20 protein-coding genes are annotated in these 22,167 nt (G+C 57.8%); 11 read left to right on the top strand and 9 right to left on the bottom strand.

Annotation, left to right across the window (positions count from 1 at the left end):
- The first annotated feature begins 8 nt into the window (after positions 1-8).
- The 6 genes from hisD to hisIE all read left to right on the top strand — a co-directional run bounded on the left by hisD (position 9) and on the right by hisIE (position 6,551).
- Positions 9-2,405, top strand: a complete 2,397-nt coding sequence (gene hisD / locus ABD819_RS17345; protein WP_345126311.1) for a histidinol dehydrogenase — start codon at positions 9-11, stop codon at positions 2,403-2,405.
- Between the two features lie 74 nt (positions 2,406-2,479).
- Positions 2,480-3,586, top strand: coding sequence for a bifunctional histidinol-phosphatase/imidazoleglycerol-phosphate dehydratase HisB (hisB, locus tag ABD819_RS17350; protein ID WP_345126312.1), 1,107 nt, complete (start codon positions 2,480-2,482; stop codon positions 3,584-3,586).
- 77 nt (positions 3,587-3,663) lie between these two features.
- Entirely contained in the window at positions 3,664-4,251 is a 588-nt protein-coding gene (gene hisH / locus ABD819_RS17355) for an imidazole glycerol phosphate synthase subunit HisH (protein WP_345126313.1), read from the top strand.
- A 31-nt stretch (positions 4,252-4,282) separates the two neighbouring features.
- Complete coding sequence (locus tag ABD819_RS17360; protein ID WP_345126314.1) at positions 4,283-4,999, top strand: 1-(5-phosphoribosyl)-5-[(5-phosphoribosylamino)methylideneamino]imidazole-4-carboxamide isomerase; 717 nt, start codon at positions 4,283-4,285, stop codon at positions 4,997-4,999.
- Positions 5,000-5,034: 35 nt separating this feature from the next.
- Positions 5,035-5,790: an imidazole glycerol phosphate synthase subunit HisF gene (gene hisF, locus ABD819_RS17365; protein ID WP_345126315.1), complete on the top strand. Its 756-nt coding sequence runs from the start codon at positions 5,035-5,037 to the stop codon at positions 5,788-5,790.
- An 86-nt stretch (positions 5,791-5,876) separates the two neighbouring features.
- Positions 5,877-6,551 (top strand): bifunctional phosphoribosyl-AMP cyclohydrolase/phosphoribosyl-ATP diphosphatase HisIE, encoded by a 675-nt coding sequence (hisIE, locus tag ABD819_RS17370; protein ID WP_345126316.1) that lies wholly within the window; start codon positions 5,877-5,879, stop codon positions 6,549-6,551.
- Between the two features lie 151 nt (positions 6,552-6,702).
- On the opposite strand, the gene ABD819_RS17375 is transcribed toward hisIE, so the two are convergent.
- The 7 genes from ABD819_RS17375 to ABD819_RS17405 all read right to left on the bottom strand — a co-directional run bounded on the left by ABD819_RS17375 (position 6,703) and on the right by ABD819_RS17405 (position 16,310).
- Positions 6,703-7,716: a hypothetical protein gene (locus tag ABD819_RS17375; protein WP_345126318.1), complete on the bottom strand. Its 1,014-nt coding sequence runs from the start codon at positions 7,714-7,716 to the stop codon at positions 6,703-6,705.
- Positions 7,717-8,841: 1,125 nt separating this feature from the next.
- A complete protein-coding gene (locus ABD819_RS17380) occupies positions 8,842-10,002 on the bottom strand; it encodes a tetratricopeptide repeat protein (protein ID WP_345126319.1) in 1,161 nt (386 codons plus the stop codon).
- 197 nt (positions 10,003-10,199) lie between these two features.
- Entirely contained in the window at positions 10,200-12,788 is a 2,589-nt protein-coding gene (gene gyrA, locus ABD819_RS17385) for a DNA gyrase subunit A (protein ID WP_345126320.1), read from the bottom strand.
- A gap of 232 nt (positions 12,789-13,020) precedes the next feature.
- Positions 13,021-13,251 carry a hypothetical protein gene (locus ABD819_RS17390; protein WP_345126321.1) on the bottom strand — a complete coding sequence of 77 codons (231 nt, stop codon included), beginning with the start codon at positions 13,249-13,251 and terminating at the stop codon, positions 13,021-13,023.
- A gap of 155 nt (positions 13,252-13,406) precedes the next feature.
- On the bottom strand, positions 13,407-14,060 hold the full coding sequence (locus ABD819_RS17395) for an HD domain-containing protein (RefSeq protein ID WP_345126323.1): 654 nt from the start codon (positions 14,058-14,060) through the stop codon (positions 13,407-13,409).
- 98 nt (positions 14,061-14,158) lie between these two features.
- Positions 14,159-14,962: a DUF547 domain-containing protein gene (locus ABD819_RS17400; protein WP_345126324.1), complete on the bottom strand. Its 804-nt coding sequence runs from the start codon at positions 14,960-14,962 to the stop codon at positions 14,159-14,161.
- A gap of 181 nt (positions 14,963-15,143) precedes the next feature.
- The gene (locus tag ABD819_RS17405; RefSeq protein ID WP_345126326.1) at positions 15,144-16,310 is read right to left on the bottom strand and encodes a hypothetical protein; all 1,167 of its coding nucleotides are present in this window, start codon (positions 16,308-16,310) and stop codon (positions 15,144-15,146) included.
- A 158-nt stretch (positions 16,311-16,468) separates the two neighbouring features.
- On the opposite strand from ABD819_RS17405, the gene ABD819_RS17410 reads away from it, so the two are divergent.
- The gene (locus ABD819_RS17410) at positions 16,469-17,281 is read left to right on the top strand and encodes a phosphatase PAP2 family protein (RefSeq protein ID WP_345126327.1); all 813 of its coding nucleotides are present in this window, start codon (positions 16,469-16,471) and stop codon (positions 17,279-17,281) included.
- An 81-nt stretch (positions 17,282-17,362) separates the two neighbouring features.
- Here the strand turns inward: ABD819_RS17410 and ABD819_RS17415 are convergent, their stop codons facing one another.
- Together ABD819_RS17415 and ABD819_RS17420 are read right to left on the bottom strand one after the other, a co-directional pair.
- Positions 17,363-18,481 (bottom strand): T9SS type A sorting domain-containing protein, encoded by a 1,119-nt coding sequence (locus tag ABD819_RS17415; RefSeq protein WP_345126329.1) that lies wholly within the window; start codon positions 18,479-18,481, stop codon positions 17,363-17,365.
- A 236-nt stretch (positions 18,482-18,717) separates the two neighbouring features.
- Positions 18,718-19,290 carry a S24 family peptidase gene (locus ABD819_RS17420; protein ID WP_345126330.1) on the bottom strand — a complete coding sequence of 191 codons (573 nt, stop codon included), beginning with the start codon at positions 19,288-19,290 and terminating at the stop codon, positions 18,718-18,720.
- A gap of 398 nt (positions 19,291-19,688) precedes the next feature.
- On the opposite strand from ABD819_RS17420, the gene ABD819_RS17425 reads away from it, so the two are divergent.
- From ABD819_RS17425 to ABD819_RS17440, 4 genes are read left to right on the top strand one after another with little or no spacing between them, the layout of a single operon-like run.
- Positions 19,689-19,946 carry a hypothetical protein gene (locus tag ABD819_RS17425; protein WP_345126331.1) on the top strand — a complete coding sequence of 86 codons (258 nt, stop codon included), beginning with the start codon at positions 19,689-19,691 and terminating at the stop codon, positions 19,944-19,946.
- 2 nt (positions 19,947-19,948) lie between these two features.
- Positions 19,949-20,236 carry a DNA-binding protein gene (locus tag ABD819_RS17430; RefSeq protein WP_345126333.1) on the top strand — a complete coding sequence of 96 codons (288 nt, stop codon included), beginning with the start codon at positions 19,949-19,951 and terminating at the stop codon, positions 20,234-20,236.
- Positions 20,233-20,862: a hypothetical protein gene (locus tag ABD819_RS17435; RefSeq protein ID WP_345126334.1), complete on the top strand. Its 630-nt coding sequence runs from the start codon at positions 20,233-20,235 to the stop codon at positions 20,860-20,862. Before ABD819_RS17430 ends, ABD819_RS17435 begins: the two co-directional genes overlap by 4 nt.
- Positions 20,859-21,545: a hypothetical protein gene (locus tag ABD819_RS17440; RefSeq protein ID WP_345126335.1), complete on the top strand. Its 687-nt coding sequence runs from the start codon at positions 20,859-20,861 to the stop codon at positions 21,543-21,545. Before ABD819_RS17435 ends, ABD819_RS17440 begins: the two co-directional genes overlap by 4 nt.
- Positions 21,546-22,167 lie beyond the last annotated feature (622 nt).

Raw genomic sequence — 22,167 nt, forward strand, 5'->3', positions numbered from 1 at the left:
GTCGTCCCATGCAGTTCTATTCCAACCCCATTCCCAGTTCCTGGTCTGCCCTTCAGCAGCGGGCCGCGGCCGGCGAGGCGCCCCAGGTGGCCGCCCGCGTACGGGCCATTTTTGGTCAGGTAAGAGAGCAGGGCGATGCCGCGCTGCTTACGCTGGCCGCCGAGCTTGATAAAGCATCCCTGACCAGCCTGCTGGTTTCGGAGGCGGAATTCACCGCCGCCCTGGCCCAGGTTCCGGCCGATTTGCAGGCCGCCATCCGGCAGGCCCAGGCCAATATCGAAGCCTTTCACGCCGCGCAGCGGGAACCCGAACTGCGCGTTGAAACCATGCCGGGGGTGTTTTGCAGCCGGCGGGCCGTGCCGGTGCAGCGCGTGGGCCTGTACGTGCCGGGCGGTTCGGCTCCGCTGTTCAGCACGCTGCTCATGCTGGGCGTGCCGGCCCGGCTGGCGGGCTGCCCGCAGGTAGTGGTATGTACTCCGCCGCAGTCCGATGGCACGGTGAGCCCGGTTATCCTATTTGTGGCCCGGCTGCTGGGTATTTCGACGGTAGTGAAAGCCGGTGGGGCCCAGGCCGTTGCGGCGCTGGCGCTGGGCACGGCTTCGGTGCCGGCAGTCGATAAAATCTTCGGCCCCGGCAACCGCTACGTCACGGCCGCCAAGCAATTGGCCGCGGCGGAGTTCGGGGTGGCCATCGACATGCCGGCGGGCCCTTCGGAAGTGCTGGTTATCGCCGATGAAACGGCTAATCCGGTTTTCGTAGCGGCCGATTTGCTCTCGCAGGCAGAGCACGGCCCCGATTCGCAAGTCGTAGTGCTCAGCACCTCGGCAGCCATGCTCGAACAGGTGCAGGCCGAAACCACGCGCCAGCTGGCCACGCTGCCGCGTCGCGACGTAGCGGCCCTGGCGCTTGAGAACAGCCGGGCTATTCTATTGCCCGACGTCGCCGCCATGCTGGCCTTTTCCAATCAGTACGCCCCGGAGCACCTCATTCTGGCTACTGACAACGCGGAAGCGCTGGCCGCGCAAGTCACCAATGCCGGCTCAGTGTTTTTGGGCCACCTCACGCCCGAAGCCGTGGGGGACTATGCCTCCGGAACCAATCACACGCTCCCGACCAGTGGCTACGCCCGCCAGTACAGCGGTGTTTCCCTCGATTCGTTTATCCGGAAAATCACCTTCCAGCGGTTGTCGGCCACGGGCCTGCGGGCCCTGGGGCCAGTGGTGGAAACCATGGCGGAGGCCGAGGGCCTGGCCGCGCACGCCCGCGCTGTTACGCTCCGGCTCGCCTCATTGGCTACCTCCGATGAGGATTCATCGGCCGTTGGGGCCGCTGCTGCGGCCAATCCGTACGCCGGCCTCATCCGGCCCAGCGTGGAGCGGATGCAGGCCTATTCATCGGCCCGGGATGAATTTGAGGGCATGGCCCCGGTGATGCTCGATGCCAATGAAAACAGCCTGGGTTCGGTGGGGCCCGATGATTTCAGCCGCTACCCCGACCCGCACCAGCGGGCCATTAAGGTTGAGCTGGCCCGGTTGAAAGGGATGGCCCCCAACCAGATTTTCCTGGGCAACGGCTCCGACGAGGCCATTGATTTACTCGTGCGTCTGACCTGTACGCCGGGGGGGGACGACCACATTGTTATCTGCCCGCCCACCTACGGCATGTACGAGGTGGCGGCCAATCTCAACGACGTGCGGGTGGAACGCCTGCTGCTCACGTCCGATTTTCAGCTCCCGGCCAATGCTGCCGAGGTACTGGCGGCATCCACGGCCAAGCTGGTTTTTCTGTGCTCGCCCAATAACCCAACCGGTAATCTGTTGGCCCAGCAGGCGCTCGAAACCATTTTGCGCACCTTCAAAGGGCTGGTTGTGGTCGATGAGGCGTATGCGGATTTCGCCGATGCCCCCAGCTGGACTACCCGGCTCGAGGAGTTTCCCCGCCTGGTGGTGCTGCAAACCTTTTCCAAAGCCTGGGGCCTGGCGGGCCTGCGCCTGGGGGTAGCTTACGCCGCTCCGGCCCTCATTGCTTATCTCGATAAGATAAAGCCACCCTACAACATCTCTGCCGCCACCCAGCAGCATGCCCTGGCCGCGTTGGCCACGGCCCCAAGCCTGGACCAGATGCGCGATGAGCTGCTGGCGGGTCGCCAGGACCTGGCCCGGCAGCTACCCCAGCTGCCAGGCGTGGCAAAAGTGTTTCCCTCAGAGGCGAATTTTCTGCTCGTACGCTTCAATACCGATGCCACGGCGGTATATGACCAGCTTCGCGCCCGGGGCATCGTCGTCCGCAACCGGACCACCCAGCCTGGATGTGCCGGTTGCCTGCGCCTCACGGTCGGCACTGCGGTTGAAAATGAGCAACTGCTCCAGGCGCTCACCGAAATTGGGCGCGGGCCCGCCGGCTAGCACCGTCCGCGCTTGCGCGCAGGTTTTAGTCTGGGCGCAGTCCATTATTCATTGTTGTTAATCGTTTTTGTGATTTGAAAAAGGCCCTGTTCATCGACCGCGACGGCACTATTCTTATTGAGCCGCAGCCCAGCCAGCAAATTGACGCGCTCACTCCCGATAAATTTCAGTTCCTGCCCGGGGCCATCAATGCCCTGGCCCGCATTGCCCGCGACCTGCCCGAGTATGAGCTGGTGCTGGTGAGCAACCAGGATGGCCTGGGTACTGCCAGTTTCCCCGAAAACACCTTCTGGCCCGCCCACCAGCTGATGCTGGATATTCTGGCCGGGGAGGGGGTAGTGTTTGCCGCCGAGCACATCGACCGCAGCTTTCCGCACGAAGGCCTGCCAACCCGCAAGCCCGGCACCGGGCTGCTGGGCCAGTACCTGGACCCCGCCAATGCCTACGACCTGGCCAACTCCTACGTCATCGGCGACCGGCAGACGGATGTGCAGCTCGCCGTTAACCTGGGCTCAAAATCCATTCTGATAGGAGCGGAGCCTGACCCCACCGCCGCGCTCACCACTACCAGCTGGGATGCCATTTACCAATTTCTTCGCTACCCGACCCGGGTCGCGGTCATCGAACGCAACACCAACGAGACGCAAATCGCAATCCGCCTCAACCTCGATGGAACCGGACAAACCAACATCCACACCGGGCTCGGTTTCTTCGACCACATGCTGGAGCAGCTGGGCCGTCACAGCGGTGTCGATTTGTCCATAAGTGTAAAGGGAGATTTGCACATTGATGAACATCACACCGTTGAAGACACTGCTCTTGCTTTGGGCACGGCCTTCTCGCAGGCGCTCGGCGACAAGCGAGGACTGGCGCGCTACGGGTTTTTGTTACCCATGGATGAAGCCCTGGCCCAGGCGGCCATCGACTTTTCGGGCCGGCCCTGGCTGGTATGGGAAGCCGATTTCAAGCGCGAGCGGGTAGGGGACCTGCCGACTGAATTGTTCTTTCACTTCTTTAAGTCGTTCACCGACAATGCCCGCGCCACGCTCAATATTTCCTGCACCGGCGATAATGAGCACCATAAAATTGAGGCGATTTTCAAGGCAGTGGCCAAGGCTATCAAAATGGCTTTGCAGCGGGATGAGTCGGCCGCGATTCCCAGCACGAAGGGAATCCTTTAGAAAAGACTCGTTGATTGAAATGTGTAATATTATTCAATTGAATAATAGTGTTATTGTGAATTAGCCGATTGTAGCTGATGGAAATTGCAGTTGTAGATTACAAAGGGGGTAACGTTCAATCGGTGCTGTTTGCGCTGGAACGGTTGGGGGCCCATCCCATTCTCACCGCCGACCCCGAAGTCCTGCGCCGGGCCGACAAGGTGTTGTTCCCCGGGGAGGGCGAAGCTTCCTCTGCCATGCAAGCTTTGCGGGAGGCTGGCCTGGACCGTGTGCTGCCCACCCTAACCCAGCCCTTTTTGGGTATTTGCCTGGGCATGCAGCTGTTGGGGGAGCACAGCGAAGAGAACGATACCCCAATGCTGGGCTTGTTGCCATTCCGGGTGCAGCGCTTTGTGCCCGATTCGGCGCACAAGGTGCCGCATATGGGCTGGAACAATCTGCAAGCCCTGCAAGGGCCTCTTTTTGCCGGCCTTACAGAAGCTGACCACGTCTATTTCGTGCATAGCTACTGCGCGCCGGTGGGAGCTTATACTACGGCTCAGTCCGCTCATCCAGCGCCGTTTAGCGCGGCGGTGCAGCATGGCAATTTTCACGGCGTGCAGTTCCACACCGAAAAGAGCGGAGCCGTGGGCACCCGCATCCTGGCCAATTTCCTGGCCTTGTAGGTTTACATCACCGTCAAACAGATTTTTAGTCTTGGAAATTATCCCAGCCATCGACCTCATCAACGGCCAATGCGTGCGGCTGAGTGCCGGCGACTTTGCCCGGCAAACTACTTATGATGCCGACCCGGTGGCGGTAGCCCAACGCTTTGCCGATGCTGGTTTGCGTCGCCTGCACCTGGTCGACCTGGATGGGGCCCGCGCCGGGCACCCCGTAAATCTGGCGGTGCTGGAAGCCATTGCCAGCCGTACTACGCTGGATATTGACGCCGGGGGCGGAATTCAGACCGATGCGGCCCTGGCGCAGGTGCTCGCGGCTGGTGCCCACCACATCACTGCGGGCAGTGTGGCGGTGCGCGAGCCGGCTACCGTTCAGGCCTGGATGGCTCGTCACGGGGCCGATACCGTCTTTCTGGGGGCTGATTTCAAGGGCGAGCACATCGTCATAAATGCCTGGGTCGACAAAAGCACGCTGACGCTCGACGGTTTCATTGCTGATTATCTGGCGGCTGGCGGCACTACGTTTATTTGTACCGATGTGAGCAAGGATGGCCTGCTCCAGGGCCCCTCGCTGGCCACTTACCGTCGTCTGGTTCAACAGTTCCCGGCGGCCCGATTCGTGGCCAGCGGTGGGGTCACCACCATATCCGACCTGGAAGAACTGGCCGAAGCGGGCATGCACGGGGCCATTATCGGTAAAGCGCTCTACGAAGGCACTATTGCGCTCGCCGATTTGCGGACTTTTCTATAAGGTCCGATATCTCAACAACTCTCGTTATACAACTCGTGGTAAAGAAAAGACTGATTCCCTGCCTGGACGTGCGCGATGGCCGGACCGTAAAAGGCATCCAGTTCGAAGGGCTGCGCGATGCGGGCGACCCCGTGGCCCTGGCGGCGCGCTATGCCCGTGAAGGGGCCGATGAGCTGGTGTTTCTTGATATCACCGCTACCAACCAGCGCCGCCAGCCCCTCACCGAGCTGGTGCGCGAGGTGGCGCGGGTGCTGGATATCCCCTTCACGGTGGGTGGTGGCATTGGGACGGTGGCTGACGTGGAGGCCCTGCTGCTGAGTGGGGCCGATAAGGTTTCCATCAACTCGGCGGCCCTGGCCCGGCCGGAATTTATTACCGACCTGGCCCGGCGGTTCGGTTCGCAGTGCATCGTGGTGGCGGTTGATGCCCGCCTTGTCGATAGCCAGTGGCAGGTGATGACGCGGGCCGGAACCCAGGCCACCGGCCGCGAGGCCGTAGCCTGGTGCCGCGAAGCCGCCAATCTGGGCGCGGGAGAGTTGTTGCTGACCTCGATGAGCCACGACGGCACCAAATCCGGTTTCGCGCTGGAACTGACCAGGGCCGTGAGCGAGGCAGTCCCGGTCCCGGTTATCGCCTCCGGCGGAGCCGGCCAACCGGCAGACTTCACCGCCGTATTCCAGGCTGGTGGTGCCGATGCCGCTTTGGCCGCCAGTATTTTTCATTTCAATGAAACCGCCTTGCCAGCTCTCAAGCAGTATCTGCACGCCGCCGGAATTCCCGTGCGTTTGTAACTCCTGCCGAGGAACTGCTGAACGTACTCATCGTTTATAGCTACCGTACTCACTACTTTGCTGAGTGGTTTGCCAACTTCAGACTCATGAATTCTTCTTTTGTTACTGGCATCGCCGCCGAGCTGCGTTTTGACCCGGTTACCGGCCTCGCGCCCGCCATTGTACAGGATGCTGACACCGGGCAGGTTCTCATGCTGGGTTATGTCAACGCAGAAGCTTGGAGCCAAACGCAGCAGCAGGGCCGGGTCACATTTTTTTCCCGTTCCAAAAATCGACTGTGGACCAAGGGTGAGAGCAGTGGCAATTTCCTCACCGTAGTCAGCCTGCACGTCGATTGTGATGCCGATACCGTGCTGATTCGGGCCATCCCAACTGGCCCCACTTGTCACCGCGGTACAACCAGCTGCTTCGAGCAGCCGGAGCAGCTGCAGGCCCCGGTGGCACCCATCGGGTTTTTGGCCGCTTTAGAGCGTTTGATAGTGCATCGGCAGCAATTCCCAGAGCAGGCACCCACGTCCTACACCGTCTCTTTGTTCAATAAAGGCATGGCCAAAATTGCGCAGAAAGTAGGAGAGGAGGCCATCGAAACGGTTATTGATGCCGTTGGGGGGCAGCGCGATACTCTGCCAGGGGAAGTTGCTGACTTGCTCTATCATCTGCTGGTGCTGCTCGTGGCTGCTGGTGTACCCACGTCGGAGGTTATTGCTGTTTTACAGGAGCGTCACCGTCTGCCCAATACCAGGCACCTTACTGAGGGTTAATAACAGCAGGAGTTGCGCAAACGAAAAGCCCGGTAAATACAATACCGGGCTTTTCGTTTGCGCAACTCCTGCTGTTGGGCGTTACGCTAGTGATTTTGCGCTCTAGTACGGTCAGGCAATCCATCCCGACTTTCTGCTTTTAGAAAGCTATTCAGGTGTTGTCAGCCCTGTTTGCTTTGATTTGTCGGCGGATTTTTTCCAGTAAGGCAATGGTTAAAATGATGTCTTCTTCTTCAGTAATGGAAAGTATTGTATTTACGCCGGGTCCATTTATTCGAATTTCATAGCTCGTATTTGCTGGTCCAGGGGTATTATGAGCAGCGTCCCGGAGTGAAGATTCCCTGGGTTTTATGAGAGGAGACCGCGCTATTGGAATAGCAGCTTCTGCAGCAGCCTGGGGCCGTACTGGAGGCTTTGTAGATTCATTTCCCAAGATTCCAAATAAGCTTGCAATTGCATCCTGACTGGTATTTTGGTCCATATTTTCCAGTCTGTTATTTCCCTGTCCCAGTTTTTCCAGAGTCATTTGTGCATTCGCTGGGTAGAGTGTTTCTGATGGTTCCTCAGTTCTGTTTTTCCCAGATGCTTTCTCAAAAGAGGTTAACTCCGCTTTTCCTGCTTCCGGTAGATAATTTGTTATTGGTGGGGTCGGTGTTGCCAGCTGTCGGCGGGGGAGCTGATTCGTCGTCAAGGCATCTATATCTGCAATAGTGTTGTGTTCATCTAGCAGCCCGACCATTCTTGCACCGTCCACAAACGCTTTTGCAACGCCTTGTGCGTTGATTTCCTCCACGCCAAACTCTCGCATTAGCATTACGTCCAGCATCTGTACCGGTAGTTCACGAGAACGAAACTTTCGACATAGCTGGGTGAAAAGGGGAGGAGTAAGGAAGGCCTCACGGTGAAACATAAGTTCTTCCTGCTTGTCGTAGGCGTGCTTTATGCGTTTAAAGAGCGTTGTCGTCGTCAACATCTCTCGTTTGCTGGTTATCAAGCCGAATTTTACCGCGGAGCCTATTATGGCTTTAAAAGAGCCACTGACTTTCCGGTTCAGCTTTCGAGCAGCGGTTTCTATAGTAGATTTTCCACCAGTGTCGTCCGTGATTTCAGCGAGCTCCCACGCTCCGGTGTAGTTGGTTCGGGGATAGTCTATTAGTTTCGGCATGCTTTGAGTATATATTGTTCACGGGTTCTTGTGCTGCAATAGTAGTGAATATTTTCTGTTAAATTTTAGTAAAAATAAGTTTAAAATATCGGTAATTTATATACTTTTAATTACTATTTATCTCATCTGGTCATGCTGTACAATTATCTCCGTTTGTCGGAGGCAACCTTCGAAGCCTGAGTTTCACACTCTAAAATAAATAACTCAATCTAAGACTAAAGTTCCCTAAGTTTCTTATGATTCATCATCTTTACGCTTCTCCTAGTTTTGACAATAGGCTTATCCCTACTATATTAGTAAATAAAAGTATAAAATGTAATGTTTTTTTTACTTTTAAATATCATTAAACTTTCCGTTATTGGAAAAGAGTCCTAAACAACCCGCTCAATTCAAGAAATGGAATGGGGAAGGAGTCTAACCGGCGTATGAACGAACACGCGGCAAAAATCACCTGAGAGACAGTTGGATGCTTCGATAGCACAACTGAACCTTTCGGGAAACTACGGTAACACCAACACGGTAGTGCATCCGTAGAAAATGTGAACAGACCCGTTAGAAATCGACAGTACCACAGTTAGCAATATGACAAGGCCTGACCATAATCGTCAGATGGTCCTGGCCGCATCACGACGGTGTAACACTCAGGCTACCATCTGCCGACGGGCACACTCAATAGCCAACTAAAGGCAAGCATAATAAGAACCGGTACATGGCTGAGTTTGGTCAGCCACTTTACTGCACTGGAAACTGCGCTCGACGGACAGGTTTTCGAACTACAGTTGGGAGAAAAACGCCGACACAAAGCGAGCTTCATGACCACAAGTCTTGCATTAATACTTAAAGTGGCCTTGTGTACTGCCATTGCTTAGAACGTATTCATTACCTCGTCTATCAGAACCACCGAAAAAACAACTTTTGGAGCTAGATGAGTGTGCAGTAGCTGGAACTTACTACTGGACTAAAAATCGGTTATCTTGTGGAAAAGACACCTTATCTTTTTGTCTTATAATTTATATTATGTTAAGTTGAGTATGTTAAGTTGAGTATTTGAAAATAAACTGATTCCAAAAAAATAGCCCATCCACTTAATGGACGGGCTATCCCCTTCGCAGTAAAACTGACTGCTTACTTTTTATTCAGAGACTGGAGTTTGGCATTCAAACGCTCGGAATCGGCATTACGGCCAAGACGGAAATACACCTTTTGCAGAGACGCGAGCGTGTTACGGTCGTCGGGCTGTAGCACCAGCGCCTTTTCAAAATAAGGAACCGAGGCCTCAAAATACTTTTTACCTTGAGATTCAAACTTCTTACCCGAAACCTGGTAAGTTTTCAAGTCCATCTTACTAGCCTTAGTGTAAGAATCGGCGGCCTTATTATAGTTGTAAACTCCGAGGTTGAACTGCGCGTCAAAATTGTTCGCATCTAACTCAACAGCCTTTTTATAGTCTGCCAGAGCCAGGTCAGCCTTTTTCTGCTGGTCGTACATAGAGCCACGAACTGCATACAAATTAGAATTGGTAGGGTCAGCAGCAATGGATTTGTTGATTTTACCCAACGCGTCTTCTCCTTTACCACTGGCAAGCGACATGTTCAGGTCTTCCAACATAAAAGCCTTATTGGTGGGATACGCAACGAGTGCGTCTTTAATCACCTTCGCGGCTTCTGCTTCGTTTTTCTCCATTTTAGCCATTTGGAGCAGGCGCGAATACAACGTCACCGACTTGTAGTTCATGCCCAACAGCTGATTGTAGCTGGCTTTAGCACTGGCAAAATCCTGCTTAGCTTCTGAAGCATAGGCCGAATACAGGACGGCGGTGGTATCCTGTGGTTTAATTTGGGCAGCCAGTTTGTAGCTGGCAATGGCCTTGTCGTAATCCTTCGCGTTGTAGCTATTCACCGCATCGTTGAAAGCCTGACCGTATAGACCATCCATGCGGGTCACGGCTTGCTTGCCAAACTCGCCCGTCTTGGTGTCCAGTTCCACAGTCTTAGCATACGAATCGAATGCCTTCTGCACGCCTTCGCCGGGCTGCAGCTGCTTGCTGTAGATGGGACTCTCCACCATGCCCTGATAGATTTCACCACGGGTAAACCAGGTTTTGGCTTTGCCCATGGTTTTTTCATTTACAATGGCCTTGTCAATATCCACACGGGCTTTGTCGAGCAGGCCGGTGCGCTGATTCAGGATGGCATTGGTTACGGCCGAAGTTTGCGCCGAAACCATCGAGGGCAAGCCGGCCGCCAGCACGACAGCAGCGGCAAGCGTCAAAAAAGTCTTCTTCATATAATCGGGAATATGCCCTGAATACTATGTGGCAGGCGTTTTTTGCCTGTCCAGCTACGCTATTCACAGCGGAGAAAAAAGAAAATATACGTGAGCAGAAAAATGTGCGTCCTTTTCAAAAACGAATGACTTCGGTCTTGGGTTCGCCAAAAATAAACGGGGCGGCCCAAATGGACCGCCCCGCTCCTATTCAGTTATTATGCCAAATCAGCTTCTTCAGCGGCGTCGGCTTCTGAAAGGCCGATTGCCGGTTCATCGGGCACAGCACTAACGGCTCCGTCAACGGCTACAAAACCTTCGGTTTCCGTCGTGACCAAAGTGACTTCGGTTTCCTCTTCCTTCTCATCGGCCGCCACTTTGGCTACAGAGGAGATTTCGTCATTCGCGCTGATTTTAATCAGTCGCACACCCTGCGTGGCGCGACCAATGGTGCGCAAGTCGCTCATTCGCAAGCGGATGGTAATGCCTGATTTGTTGATAATCATCAGGTCGTCCGTATCATTCACGTCCTTGATGGCCACCAGGTTACCGGTCTTATCGGTAATCTTCATGGCCCGCACGCCTTTGCCACCGCGCTTGGTTACGCGGAACTCATCGAGCGAGCTGCGCTTGCCGTAACCATTTTCGCTTACTACTAGCAGCTCCTGGGTGGGGTCGGCCAGGCAAACCATGCCCACTACCCGGTTGCCTTCAACCCCATCGAGGTTGATGCCGCGCACGCCGGCCGCGGCACGACCCATGGAACGCACCTGGCTTTCGTTGAAACGAACCGCGCGGCCCGAACGCAGAGCCAGCACTACTTCCGAGTTCGGAGCGAGCAGCTGCACGTCCAGAATCCGGTCGCCTTCGTTGATGGTGATGGCGTTGATACCGGCGGTGCGGGGGCGCGAATACGCCTCCAGCGGGGTTTTCTTCACCGTGCCCTGCTCGGTGCAGAACATGAGGAAGGTGTTTTCGAGGTAGTCCGGGTCTTTCAGCCCGCGCACGTTGAGCACGGAACGCACCTTGTCTTCCCGCGGAATCTCGATAAGATTCTGGATGGGCAGGCCTTTGGTGGCCTTCCCTCCTTCCGGCACTTCGTACACCTTCAGCCAGAATACCCGGCCCAACTCGGTGAAGAACAGCAGGTACTCGTGGGTGGTGGCTACGAACAAATGTTCGGTGAAGTCATCCTTCTTGGAAATGGCACCACGCGAACCCGCGCCGCCGCGGCCCTGGGCGCGATACTCGTCCAGATTGGTCCGCTTGATGTAGCCCTCACGCGAGATGGTGATGACCATGGCCTCATCGGCAATCATGTCCTCCGTCGAGAAATCACCACCGATGTAGTTGATTTCCGTGCGGCGAGCGTCGCCGTACCGCTCCCGGATATCGAGAAGCTCGGTTTTGATGATGCCGCGCTGCAACTCCTCCGATGCCAGCACGGCATTCAGGTGGTCGACGAGCTTCATCAGCTCGTTGTACTCAGCCACGATTTTGTCGCGCTCGAGACCGGTAAGGCGCTGCAAACGCATATCAAGGATGGCGCGGGCCTGTACTTCGCTCAAGGCGAAGCGCTCGATGAGCTGGCCACGGGCCACCTCGGGGTCGCGCGAGCCGCGGATGAGGGCAATCACCTCATCGAGGTGGTCGAGCGCAATCAATAGACCTTCCAGAATGTGGGCGCGCTTCAGGGCTTCGGCCAGCTCGTAGCGGGTACGGCGCACGATAACCTCGGCGCGGTGCTCCACAAAATACTGGATGAGCTGCTGGAGGTTCAGCGTCATCGGGCGGCCTTTTACCAGGCACACGTTGTTGACACCGAACGAGCTTTGCAGCTGCGTGTAGCGGTACAGGTTGTTGAGGACCACGCTGGGCATGGCATCGCGCTTGAGGTCGTAGACAATGCGCATACCGTCGCGGTCCGACTCGTCGCGCATGTCCGAAATACCCTCAATCTTCTTGTCGTTGATGAGCGCGGCGGTTTTCTCAATCATCGACGCCTTGTTCACCATGTAGGGAATCTCGGTGACGACGATTTGCTCCTTACCGGTTTTGCTGGTTTCGAACGTCGCCTTGGCGCGCATCACGACGCGGCCGCGGCCGGTTTCGAAGGCCTGCTTCACGCCCTCGTAGCCGTAGATGATACCGCCGGTGGGGAAGTCGGGAGCCGTGACGTACTGCATGAGCTCGGCCACCGTGATGTCGGGGTTTTCGAGATAGGCAATAATGCCGCTCACGACCTCCGTCATGTTGTGGGGAGCCATGTTGGTGGCCATGCCCACGGCAATACCCGACGTGCCGTTTACCAGCAGGTTGGGGAATTTGGCGGGCATTACGCTGGGCTCTTCCAGCGAGTCGTCGAAGTTGGGCTGGAAGTCGACGGTGTCCTTGTCGAGGTCACCCAGCATTTCGTCGGCAATGCGCTTGAGGCGGGCCTCGGTGTAACGCATGGCGGCCGGTGAGTCGCCATCGACGGAACCGAAGTTGCCCTGGCCGTCAACCAACGGATAGCGCAGGCTCCAGTCCTGGGCCATGCGCACCATGGTGTCGTACACCGAGGAGTCGCCGTGCGGGTGATATTTACCCAACACTTCGCCCACGATACGGGCCGATTTTTTGTAGGATTTGTTGTAGCCCACGCCCAGCTCGCTCATGCCGTAGAGCACGCGCCGGTGCACTGGCTTCAGGCCGTCGCGGACATCGGGCAGGGCCCGGGAGATGATAACCGACATCGAGTAGTCGATGTAGGCGCCCCGCATCTCGTCTTCGATGTTTATCGGAATGATTTTTTCGCCTTCCGCCATTGAGGGGGTTGATAGGCAGCTTAAAAAAACCCAAACGAGGGGGTTTTCAGCCGCACGGTGAATGGTTCTTTATATACGTGCGAAGATACAACAAAAAGGCCGCAACGACAAGCGCTGCGGCCTTATATGAGGTTCAACCGTTCCCCGTTTTGAGGTCCTGACTTCGGATATTTTTGAAACAACTCCCTCAGAATACCAAACAAAAAGCACGCGGACAGGTAGCGGCGAAAGGCTATTTGAGCGACTTGCTCTTATCCTGCGGATTGGTGCCCGACTTGGGATTATGGGTCTTGATTTTTTGGCCGATAGCCGGGTTCTGCATCTTCCAGAGCGGCTGGCCGCGGTAGCGCTGGCCGCTGTGCATATGCACCTTGCGCACATGGCAGGTTTCGATGGGGCAGGTACGGCAGCCCACGGCCACGAACAGCAGCAAACAGGGAACCAGGCGGAGGAGCAGCTTCATGCGGGCAAAGGTAAGCAGGCGAGACAACGGAGGAGAAATAGCGGTAGAACGCGGGCTCCTCCCCTTTTAAGCAGTCGTTCAAAAGCAAACGGGTTATTAGTTGGTCGTTGTTAGTTGTTAGTCAGCCGATTACCACCATACTAACAACTAACAACTTAGTCGATACCGTCCCACTCGGCCAGGAAACGCGCGACGTAGGTTTCCATGAAATCATGCCGCGACTGCGCCACCTGGCGGGCGGCATCGGTATGCAGCCGGTCCTTGAGGTGCAGCAGCTTTTCGTAGAAATGGTTGAGTGTGGGCGCGGTATTCTGCTGGTAGCTGGCAAAGCTGTCGTGGACCACGGGAGCCACGGCGGAGTCGTGCAGCGGGCGGCCCTTGTGCCCACCATAGGCGAAGGCCCGCGCGATACCGATGGCCCCAATGGCATCGAGCCGGTCGGCATCCTGCACCAACGCGGCTTCTACCGACGAAACGGGCGTTTCAACGCCTAAGCCCTTGAAAGAAACCTCCCGAATAATGGTTTCGACACGGCCAATGAGGGTTTCGGGCGCGTGCTGACCGCGCAGCCACTCGCGGGCGGCGCGGGGACCGGCCTCGTAGTCGCCGCCGTGAAATTTCCAGTCGGCGATGTCGTGCAGCAGCGCGGCCAGCTCGGTTACTTCCTGGTCGGCTTCGAGGGCGGCGGTGGCCAGCCGGCGCGCCATGAGCCACACCCGACGAATGTGCGCCCAGTCGTGGCCACTGCCTTCATCGGCAAATTTCTGTTCGATGAAGGCAGCAGTGGCGGTGATTAAATTCGAATTCATGCGTAGTTGAAGGCGTGGATTTTCAGGTTGGGAAAAGAACAAAAAAACGGCTGCTACCCAGGGTAGCAGCCGCCAGCGGGGCAGGCAAAAGTAGCGGCCTACTGCTGCACATTCAGCGACCAATCGTAGGTCAGGTAATTCAACGTCGCGTCGGGCTTGATTTTCTGGGTGGCGTAGCGGTTGATAAAATCCTGCACCGAGGTGCTGCCATTTTTGGTGAAATCCTTGGGGTAGAAGTTAAAAATGGACGACACCTGCGGCTTGTCGGGCGGCGTGAGCTTGTTTTTGGCGGGGTTGTTCACAAAATCCCGGCCCTGGGAATCCAGCTGCTCATTGAGGCGGGGGCCGGTGAAGGCTTCGTTGCGCAAACGCGGGCACGACATGGCGGCGCACACCAGCGCGACGTGAATGCGATTATCGTCGAATTTCTTGCGGATAATACGGTGCTCGATGTCATTGAGCGAGTACCGGGTATCGGCCAGCTTGATGAAGTGCTGGTCCCAGGGCGTATTCACGAAAATCTTGTCGCCGCCCAGGTCCTTGATGCTTTTGACCGGGTAGCCGCGGATGATGCGCTGCACCGTAAAGGCATTGTAGGCGTTAATCCAATACGCGAGGCGGTCGGTTTCGGTCCAGCTGCTACTGGGCAAATGGGCCGACAACTCCTGCAGGTAAGCGTTCAGGGCCAGGCTATCGGCTTGCAAGGATTTATAGTTGACCAAGCCCTGGTCGTTCACGTATTTTTTCAACAGGCCGTCCCAGGCCGCGTGCGTCAGGGGCGGCGCATCGGTCTTCGCTTTGGGGTCAAGCGGAATGAGGTAGCGCACATAGCCGCACCCGCCAAAGCTGGTAGTCAGACAAAACAACAGACCACACAAGGCCAAACGGGAAAATACACGCATCAGCGAAAAATAAAGTACGGTGGAGTAAGCTGACTGCGGAAGTGAAAAAGCCGGCAGCATGGTCCACATCAGCAGCAGGGCAGATACGCAGCCCCCAGATGTGAAGTTTGACCCAGACCAGGTACGCATCGCCGCTCCGGCGCGAATTCGGCCGACAGCCGCTCCCGCGCCAACCAGCTGTTCAGGCAATGACCGGGGCGCGCTCAAATGGCCTGGTACGGTCGAACAGGTAGCGGTACGTGGCGTGGGTGCGCCAGATACTGCCCCCGAGGGCTTCGGCTACGCGCATCATTTTGGGGTTGAAGTCCCCAATCCAGTTCATCACGAAGTCCTGATAATGCACCTTGGCAACATCCTGCACGGTGTTGCAAACGGTGAGAATGAAGGCCGTTTCCAGCCCTTTGCCCTGGTGGGCCGGCACGATGCCAAACGCAATGCCGGTGAACGTGCGCACCGCCCCCCGCCAGCGGTACCAGGCAAATTTGAGCTTGCCCCACCAGTTCAGATTGCCATCAACGTAGCGAAAAAGCTCATTTAGCTCGGGCAGCGCGATAAAAAAGCCCACCGCCTCCCCCTTGAAATACGCGAACCAGCAGACCTGCTCATCGATGATGGGCCGCAGCTTTTTCATAATCTGGGCCGATTGCGCGGGCTGCATTTCCTTCACCCCGTCGTGCTTCACCCAGGCTTTGTTGTATACCTGCCGAAAGTCTTCGGTGTACTTGGCCAGGTTAGCCAGGCGCAGGTGCTCAAAACTGTAATCCGGGTTGTTGAACAGCACCTGCGCCTTCTGCTGGTAGGCCGGCGACAAGGGCGCGGCCACCGTGCGGAAATACGTGTACTGATTGAAATAACGACCGAACCCGTAGGCTTCGAGGAGGCGTCCGTAGTAGGGTGGGTTGTAGTTCTGACCGTAGAGCGGCGGCCCGAAATTATCGAGCAGGACTCCCCACCACTGGTCGCGGTCGCCGAAATTGATGGGGCCGTCCATGGCTTCCATCCCCTGGGTGGTGAGCCAGGCGCGGCAGGCATCGAGCAGCATATTGGCGGCGGGCTGGCTATCGATGCACTCGAAAAAGCCCATGCCTCCGGTGGGCTGAGCAAAAGTATGGGCGGTGTGCTCGTTCACAAAAGCGGCCACGCGGCCCAGGGTTTGACCTGCATTGCCCACTAAAAGCCAGCGGCAAAGGTCGCCATGACGAAAATACTTGTTCTTTTGTCGGTCGAACACGGCTTCCAGGTCTTTATCCAGGGGCCGTACGTAGTTGACATCCGCAGCATACAGGCGCACCGGAAATTGTAGAAATTCCCGGGCCTGGGTTGGGGTTTCAACCTGCACTAAACGCATACACTTTAAAATAAGAAACCAAAGAATTCAGAATGGAACAGCAAGGTAACAGCCCCAACGGGGCCATCTGACGATTGGAGAGGTATCCGCTCTGCATCAAGGGCGAAACCGCTCGCTGGCAAGTACAATTCCTTATCTTCCTTTAACTTACAGGCAGAATGTTTTCCCGCTATATTATCACGCTGGCCCTGCTGCTTCCGCTGGGCAGCCCCCTATCGCAGGCCGTTGCACAGGTGCCGCAAACTACTATCCCCGCCGACACCATCCACAAATTTCAAAACCCCACCGGGGTTTCCTCAGGCACCCGGAAACCGTTTTATCGCAGCAAACTGTTTCGGGCCAGTGTGGTGCCGGCCGTGCTCATTGGCTACGGCATCAGCACCATCAACGGCCACGGATTCTACTCCTCCTACGATGCCCACCGTGATATCACCCGGGCATTTGGGCCCGGCCCCCACACCCGGGTCGATGATTTTCTGCAATTCGTGCCCTATTTTGAATTAGGCGGTGTGCTCCTGGCTGGGGTCGAGAGCCATAACGACCGGGTGAACCTGGGGCTGGTCATTCTCAAAAGTGAGGCTATTATGCTGGCCAGCGTCTACACGGTAAAGATGCTGACCCGAATTGACCGCCCCAGCGGGGCCGCAACGGCCTTTCCGTCGGGGCACACGGCACAGGCGTTTATGGCCGCCAGCATTGTCCACACCGAGCTGCGCGACAAAAGCCAGTGGTATGGTATTGGGGCCTACGCCGTTGCGACCAGCGTGGCCGCCCTGCGTATGGTGAACGAAAAACACTGGCAGTCTGATGTGCTGGCCGGAGCCGGCTTCGGCATCCTGTCGGCCCACCTGGCCTATCTCAGCCACCGCAACCGCTGGGGCCGCAAGCCCATTGGCCGCGATGTCGGAATGGTGCCTATCTGGAGCCCAAGCGGGGGCACAGGTGTCAGCCTGAGCTGGCGACCCCGTTAAAGCTCTGCGAACGAAAACGCCCCGGCTGCACTAGGTGCGGCCGGGGCGTTTTGCCCGAATGGCATCGAGGGCGAACGGGCTTTACTCCCGCACCACGCGCCGCATTACCGTGCCTCCCGTGGCGTACTGCACGCGCAGGTTGTACACGCCAACGGGCAGAGCCGTCATATCAAAGCTGAGCTGGGAGGTGGCGGAGCTAACCGACCGGGTTAGCACGCAGCGGCCCAGGGCGTCATACAGCTCCACGCGCTCGGGGCGGGCGGTGGCGTCGAGGCGCAGGTGCAGCTGGTCGTGGGCGGGCACGGGCCAGGCGTCGGTGCGCGGCGCGTTTGCGCCGGCCGTGGCGCGCAGCACGTTGGCGTCGCGCAAGCGAACCAATGCCAGGTGAGCTACCCCCGCCCCCACCTCGCTGAACTGACCGCCCACCAGCAGCCGCCCGTCGGGCTGCACGGCCAAGGCAAATACCGTACTGTTGGGGGTGAGGCTGCCGTCAAGCGAAAAGTCGTAGCGCCCATCGGGCAGCAGCCGGGCCAGACTCTGGCTCCCAATCCCGACACCACTGAAAGCGCCCCCGACCAGCACCCGGCCGTTGGGCTGCAGCGCGGCCGCCAGCACCGTTACATTGGTTGCCGACAATCCCGAAACGAAAGCCGGGTCGACCGCGCCCGTGCTCGAGAGCCGGGCCACCGACCGGGTGGTTAGCCCTCCCAAGCCGGTGAAATTCCCGAATGCCAGCAGCCGGCCATCCGGATAGCGGCTCAGTCCGTTGATGCTGAAAGGCTGCCCGGCCGCGGGGCCAGCCGGCCCCACAAAACTCGCATCCAGATTGCCGTTGGGCAGCAGGCGCTGCACCACGGGCTGGCTGAGGTCGGTGCTGCCCACAACGAGACTACCGGAGGGCTCTGCCAGCAGGGCCACCGGAACTAAGCCCGCGGGCGGCTGAAAGCTGGTATCGGACGCGCCATTCGGCAGCAAACGTAAAAAGCGCTGAAAAGCCCCGCCGCTGGAAAGCTGCATCCCGCCCGCGAGCACCACTGTCCCGTTAGGTTGCAGCGCGATGGCAGAGACTGAATTAACATTGAATGTGGGGGAAGCAAACAACGCCGGCACAAAAGCCGGGTCGGGGGCACCAGAAGCCAGCAGGCGGCCCAGCGATGGGGCACTCATCCCCCCGAGGGTGTTGAAGCGTCCGGCGACCAACAGCTTCCCAGGAGTGAAAAAGAAATCCGACCATAAAGATGGCTACCAATTCTTCTAACCAGCCCTCGCCCATTGCCAAAATGGCCTAAACGCAAAACAGGTTTCCTCCACTTAAGGAAGAAACCTGTGCTGCTAACGTATGCTGAGCCGCCTGTCGGAACCCACCCATCCCACCGAAACACTCGGTAAACACTAAATTATCAGCCGCTTACCTCACTGGTAGCGGCTGCTTTATTTTAACGGGGGGCGTGAGAGGGGGCGTTTTCGTCCAGATGCCTCCGAACCTCCCCCTTATCGAAGCCCAGCGACTCAATAACTTCCCACAGCCGCTCAACCGTCACATCGGGCGCAGTGGGCAAATAAGTAGAGAGGTAACCACGGACGCGCCATAACTCGGTGATGTCGGCCGTGTCCAGCGGATAGGGCCGCCGGTGCCTGTTATCCGAGTGCAGCAACACTTCCGAATCCAGGTCGGTAATCCGCTGCCGGATGCGTTTCAGCATCACGCTTTCCGTTGTCACCACTACATACATATCATCTGGCACCAATAGCCGCCAGTTATCGACGTAGGAGCACACCACAATATCCCGATGGTTCAGCGTGGGCTCCATGCTGTCGCCGGCCACCTCGAACGCCCGGAATTTGCCGTGCTCGAAACCCGGCACCCGGTAGCGCGGCAGGTCCTGCACAAATACTGCTTCGTTGTGCTGCACCGCATAACCAGCCTGCGCGTGGATGGGCACCAATTCCAGGTTGTCATTACCGTCCTTATCCACCGTGATGGCCAGAACCTTACCACTATTAACCACCGGAAGGCCCCTGACTGACACCGCCCGGCTTGAAGTTGCGACAGCCGTGCCTGCTTCACTACGCAGCATCGGGCCATCACCCAGGGTCAACCAGTCGCTCGATACGTCGGGAAACGACCGCAGCATATCTACAAGTGTGGGAAAACTAGGCTCCGTGCCCTGCAAGATTTTGTACATCTTGCTATTGGTCGCATACCCCAGTTTCTGCGCTACACTGTTGGCATTCAAACCGTAATGGTCCAACATAACCTGTATGCGGGAAGTAACAGTGACTTCATTGCTCATATCTGTAGGTATTAAGACAGACAATACACACAAAACTATGCGTATTATTGTGGGTTAGAAGTCCAGATTAGAAGCTCCAAATGTACTTAATTACCTACATAATACCTACAACTATGGCAAAAGAACCCAAAGAAAGAACTGTGTTGCAGCGGGTGCTCGATACCCTACCCCGCAACCACACCGCCCTGCGTGATGCCCAGACAACCCTGGCGGGGAAAGGAACCGAGGTTACGCGCGGTGCCCTCTACGAAGTAGTGAAGGGTCGCAGCAAGAACCCGGAACTGATTGAGGCCATTCTCGATGCCGCCGAAGCCAGCAAGGCCCGAGCCGCCGCACTAGCAGCCCGCGCCGAGAAACTAGCCGAGGCGTAGCCATGCAGCCCGCCTACATCGTCCCGGCGGCCGAGTGGGACACCCTCACCGCCCGCCTCACCCGCCTCGAAGCCGCCGAGCAGGCCCGCACTGTGGCCAGCACCTCCCCACCCGACGAGGTCCTGAGCACCCGCGCCGCGTCCGATTACATCGGCCTGAGCATTGATGCCCTACTACGCGCCCGCCGCGCCGGCCGCATTGCCGGCGTGCGCCTCAAAGAAAAGGACTGGGGTTTCCGCCGCTCCGTGCTTGATAAGTACCCCCGCCGCTACCACCGCGCCGCCGCATGAGCCAGGTCGTGATTTCTCTTTTTGACCACTCCGGCCGCTTCGTCGAGCCGTGGGCCGCCGCCGGCTACACCTGCTATTGTGTGGACGTGCAGCACCCCGCCGGCGAAACCTGGATGGGCAATGTCTGCCTCGTCGGCGGCGACGTGCGCCACTTCACCCCGCCCCCCGGCCCCATCGCATTCGTGGCCGCTTTCCCACCCTGTACCGACCTGAGCAACGCCGGCGCGCACCTGTTCCGGGTGAAAGGCTTGCGGGCGCTGGCCGCCGCCCTTGACCTGGTGGGCACCGCCGCCGACCTCTGCGAACGCCTGGGCGCACCCTACTTCATCGAAAACCCCAAAGGCCAGCTGCGCCACTACTGGCGGGAGCCGGAGCACCGGTTCAGCCCCTGCGAATACGCCGGCTGGCTCGCCAATCCCACCGATGAAGCCTACACCAAGCACACCTGCCTGTGGACCGGCAACGGCTTTCGAATGCCGGAGAAACGCCCCGTTTTCCCCATTCATGGCTCCATGGTCGACAAAGTGTCCGGCTCAAAAAACCGCGCCAATATCCGCAGCCTCACCCCGCGAGGGTTCGCCGCCGCAGTATTCACCACCCACCACCAGACCCTCCCAACCCAGTGAGCACCGAACTTACCCCCATTGTCGGGCCCCAGGCCCATAAATCCCTTCTCACCATCCAGAAGGCCACCGTCAAAAAGCAGTTGCTGGCCGCCGAGTTCAGCGAGCAGCTGGACCTGCAGAGTAAGCCCCGCGAGTTTACGATGCAGGGCACCGAACTCGTGCATCCCGCCCTCGAACGATGCTTTGCCCGACTCGTCCCGCATTTCTGCCTCCTGACCGAGCAGTTGAGCGAGAGCGCCGACTTCTGGCCCAGCGACGAAGCCACCGACCCGATGCCCGAGCACTTCGAAACCTACGGCGTCACCGGCCTCATTATCGGCAAGAAAGACGGCGTGACCCTCATGGGATTCCGCAAGCTCGAAAGCGGCAAGGTCCTCAACCTGACCGGCCAGTACGTCAGCTTCGCCGAGCAGTCCGAGGAGTTCGAGGAATCCGACGCCTGGTACTACCCCCACACCGACGAACTAAAAACGCTGGTAGAAGAAGCCCTGGCTGAGATTGACGCGGCCCTGCGCGGCAAGTGCAGCGAGGCCGGCCGCCAGCTCGAGATGTTCCAGCAGGAACCGGAGCAACCAGCGCAGCAAGACCAGGAGCAGCTAAAGGAGCAGGTAATAGTCGAGCTGAGCGAGGTAGCCAAAGCAGCAGCTCCCAAGCGCAAAGCCAAACGCAACCCAGCGGAGTAGTGAGCCAGCACCTTGAATTACGTCAGCCACACCCGCGCCGCCCACGAGCACCTACGCCGGCAGCCCGAAGCCCGCCCCCACCACGTCAGCTTGTACTGGGCGCTATTCTTCGCGTGGAATAGCGCCCGGTTTCCGGCAGCCCTCCCCCTCGAACGCGACGAACTTATGGCCGCCGCCCACATCGGCAACAAGGACACGCTCACGGCCACCATCCGAGCCCTCGAATCATTCGGGATGCTTCAATACAAACCCAGCCGGAGCATCGGCGGCAGCTGCGTGGTGATGGCCAGTCTGGGCGGGCAGGTTACCCCAGAACTGGGGCAACCGGAGGCCGAAGGTTCTCCCACTTCTGGGGTAACCGAAACCAGCGAGGCTACCCCAGAAGTGGGGGAACCAGTTACTCCAGAAGTAGGGCAACCAAAGCCCGAGGTTACCCCAGAACTGGGGGAACACTCCTTATTATATAAAACAGTTGATGTAAACAGTAATGTAAACGTCGGCGCACCACCGAAAAAAAACAAGGAGGAAGGTCCAGCAGGCGATGGGCTTTCAAGTGCGGAAGTCCTCGACGAAACCGCCCCACCTGACGGTGCAGTACCAACCCCAGGCGCAGCCCCAAAAA

The organism is Hymenobacter antarcticus, from assembly GCF_039539545.1.
Lineage (GTDB): Bacteria > Bacteroidota > Bacteroidia > Cytophagales > Hymenobacteraceae > Hymenobacter > Hymenobacter antarcticus.

Coding starts and splice junctions, on each gene's coding strand:
- hisD (WP_345126311.1), top strand. CDS start 9: ATGCAGTTCTATTCCAACCCCATTCCCAGTTCCTGGTCTGCCCTTCAG.
- hisH (WP_345126313.1), top strand. CDS start 3,664: ATGGAAATTGCAGTTGTAGATTACAAAGGGGGTAACGTTCAATCGGTG.
- hisIE (WP_345126316.1), top strand. CDS start 5,877: ATGAATTCTTCTTTTGTTACTGGCATCGCCGCCGAGCTGCGTTTTGAC.
- ABD819_RS17375 (WP_345126318.1), bottom strand. CDS start 7,716: ATGCCGAAACTAATAGACTATCCCCGAACCAACTACACCGGAGCGTGG.
- ABD819_RS17380 (WP_345126319.1), bottom strand. CDS start 10,002: ATGAAGAAGACTTTTTTGACGCTTGCCGCTGCTGTCGTGCTGGCGGCC.
- gyrA (WP_345126320.1), bottom strand. CDS start 12,788: ATGGCGGAAGGCGAAAAAATCATTCCGATAAACATCGAAGACGAGATG.
- ABD819_RS17390 (WP_345126321.1), bottom strand. CDS start 13,251: ATGAAGCTGCTCCTCCGCCTGGTTCCCTGTTTGCTGCTGTTCGTGGCC.
- ABD819_RS17395 (WP_345126323.1), bottom strand. CDS start 14,060: ATGAATTCGAATTTAATCACCGCCACTGCTGCCTTCATCGAACAGAAA.
- ABD819_RS17400 (WP_345126324.1), bottom strand. CDS start 14,962: ATGCGTGTATTTTCCCGTTTGGCCTTGTGTGGTCTGTTGTTTTGTCTG.
- ABD819_RS17405 (WP_345126326.1), bottom strand. CDS start 16,310: ATGCGTTTAGTGCAGGTTGAAACCCCAACCCAGGCCCGGGAATTTCTA.
- ABD819_RS17410 (WP_345126327.1), top strand. CDS start 16,469: ATGTTTTCCCGCTATATTATCACGCTGGCCCTGCTGCTTCCGCTGGGC.
- ABD819_RS17425 (WP_345126331.1), top strand. CDS start 19,689: ATGGCAAAAGAACCCAAAGAAAGAACTGTGTTGCAGCGGGTGCTCGAT.
- ABD819_RS17430 (WP_345126333.1), top strand. CDS start 19,949: ATGCAGCCCGCCTACATCGTCCCGGCGGCCGAGTGGGACACCCTCACC.
- ABD819_RS17435 (WP_345126334.1), top strand. CDS start 20,233: ATGAGCCAGGTCGTGATTTCTCTTTTTGACCACTCCGGCCGCTTCGTC.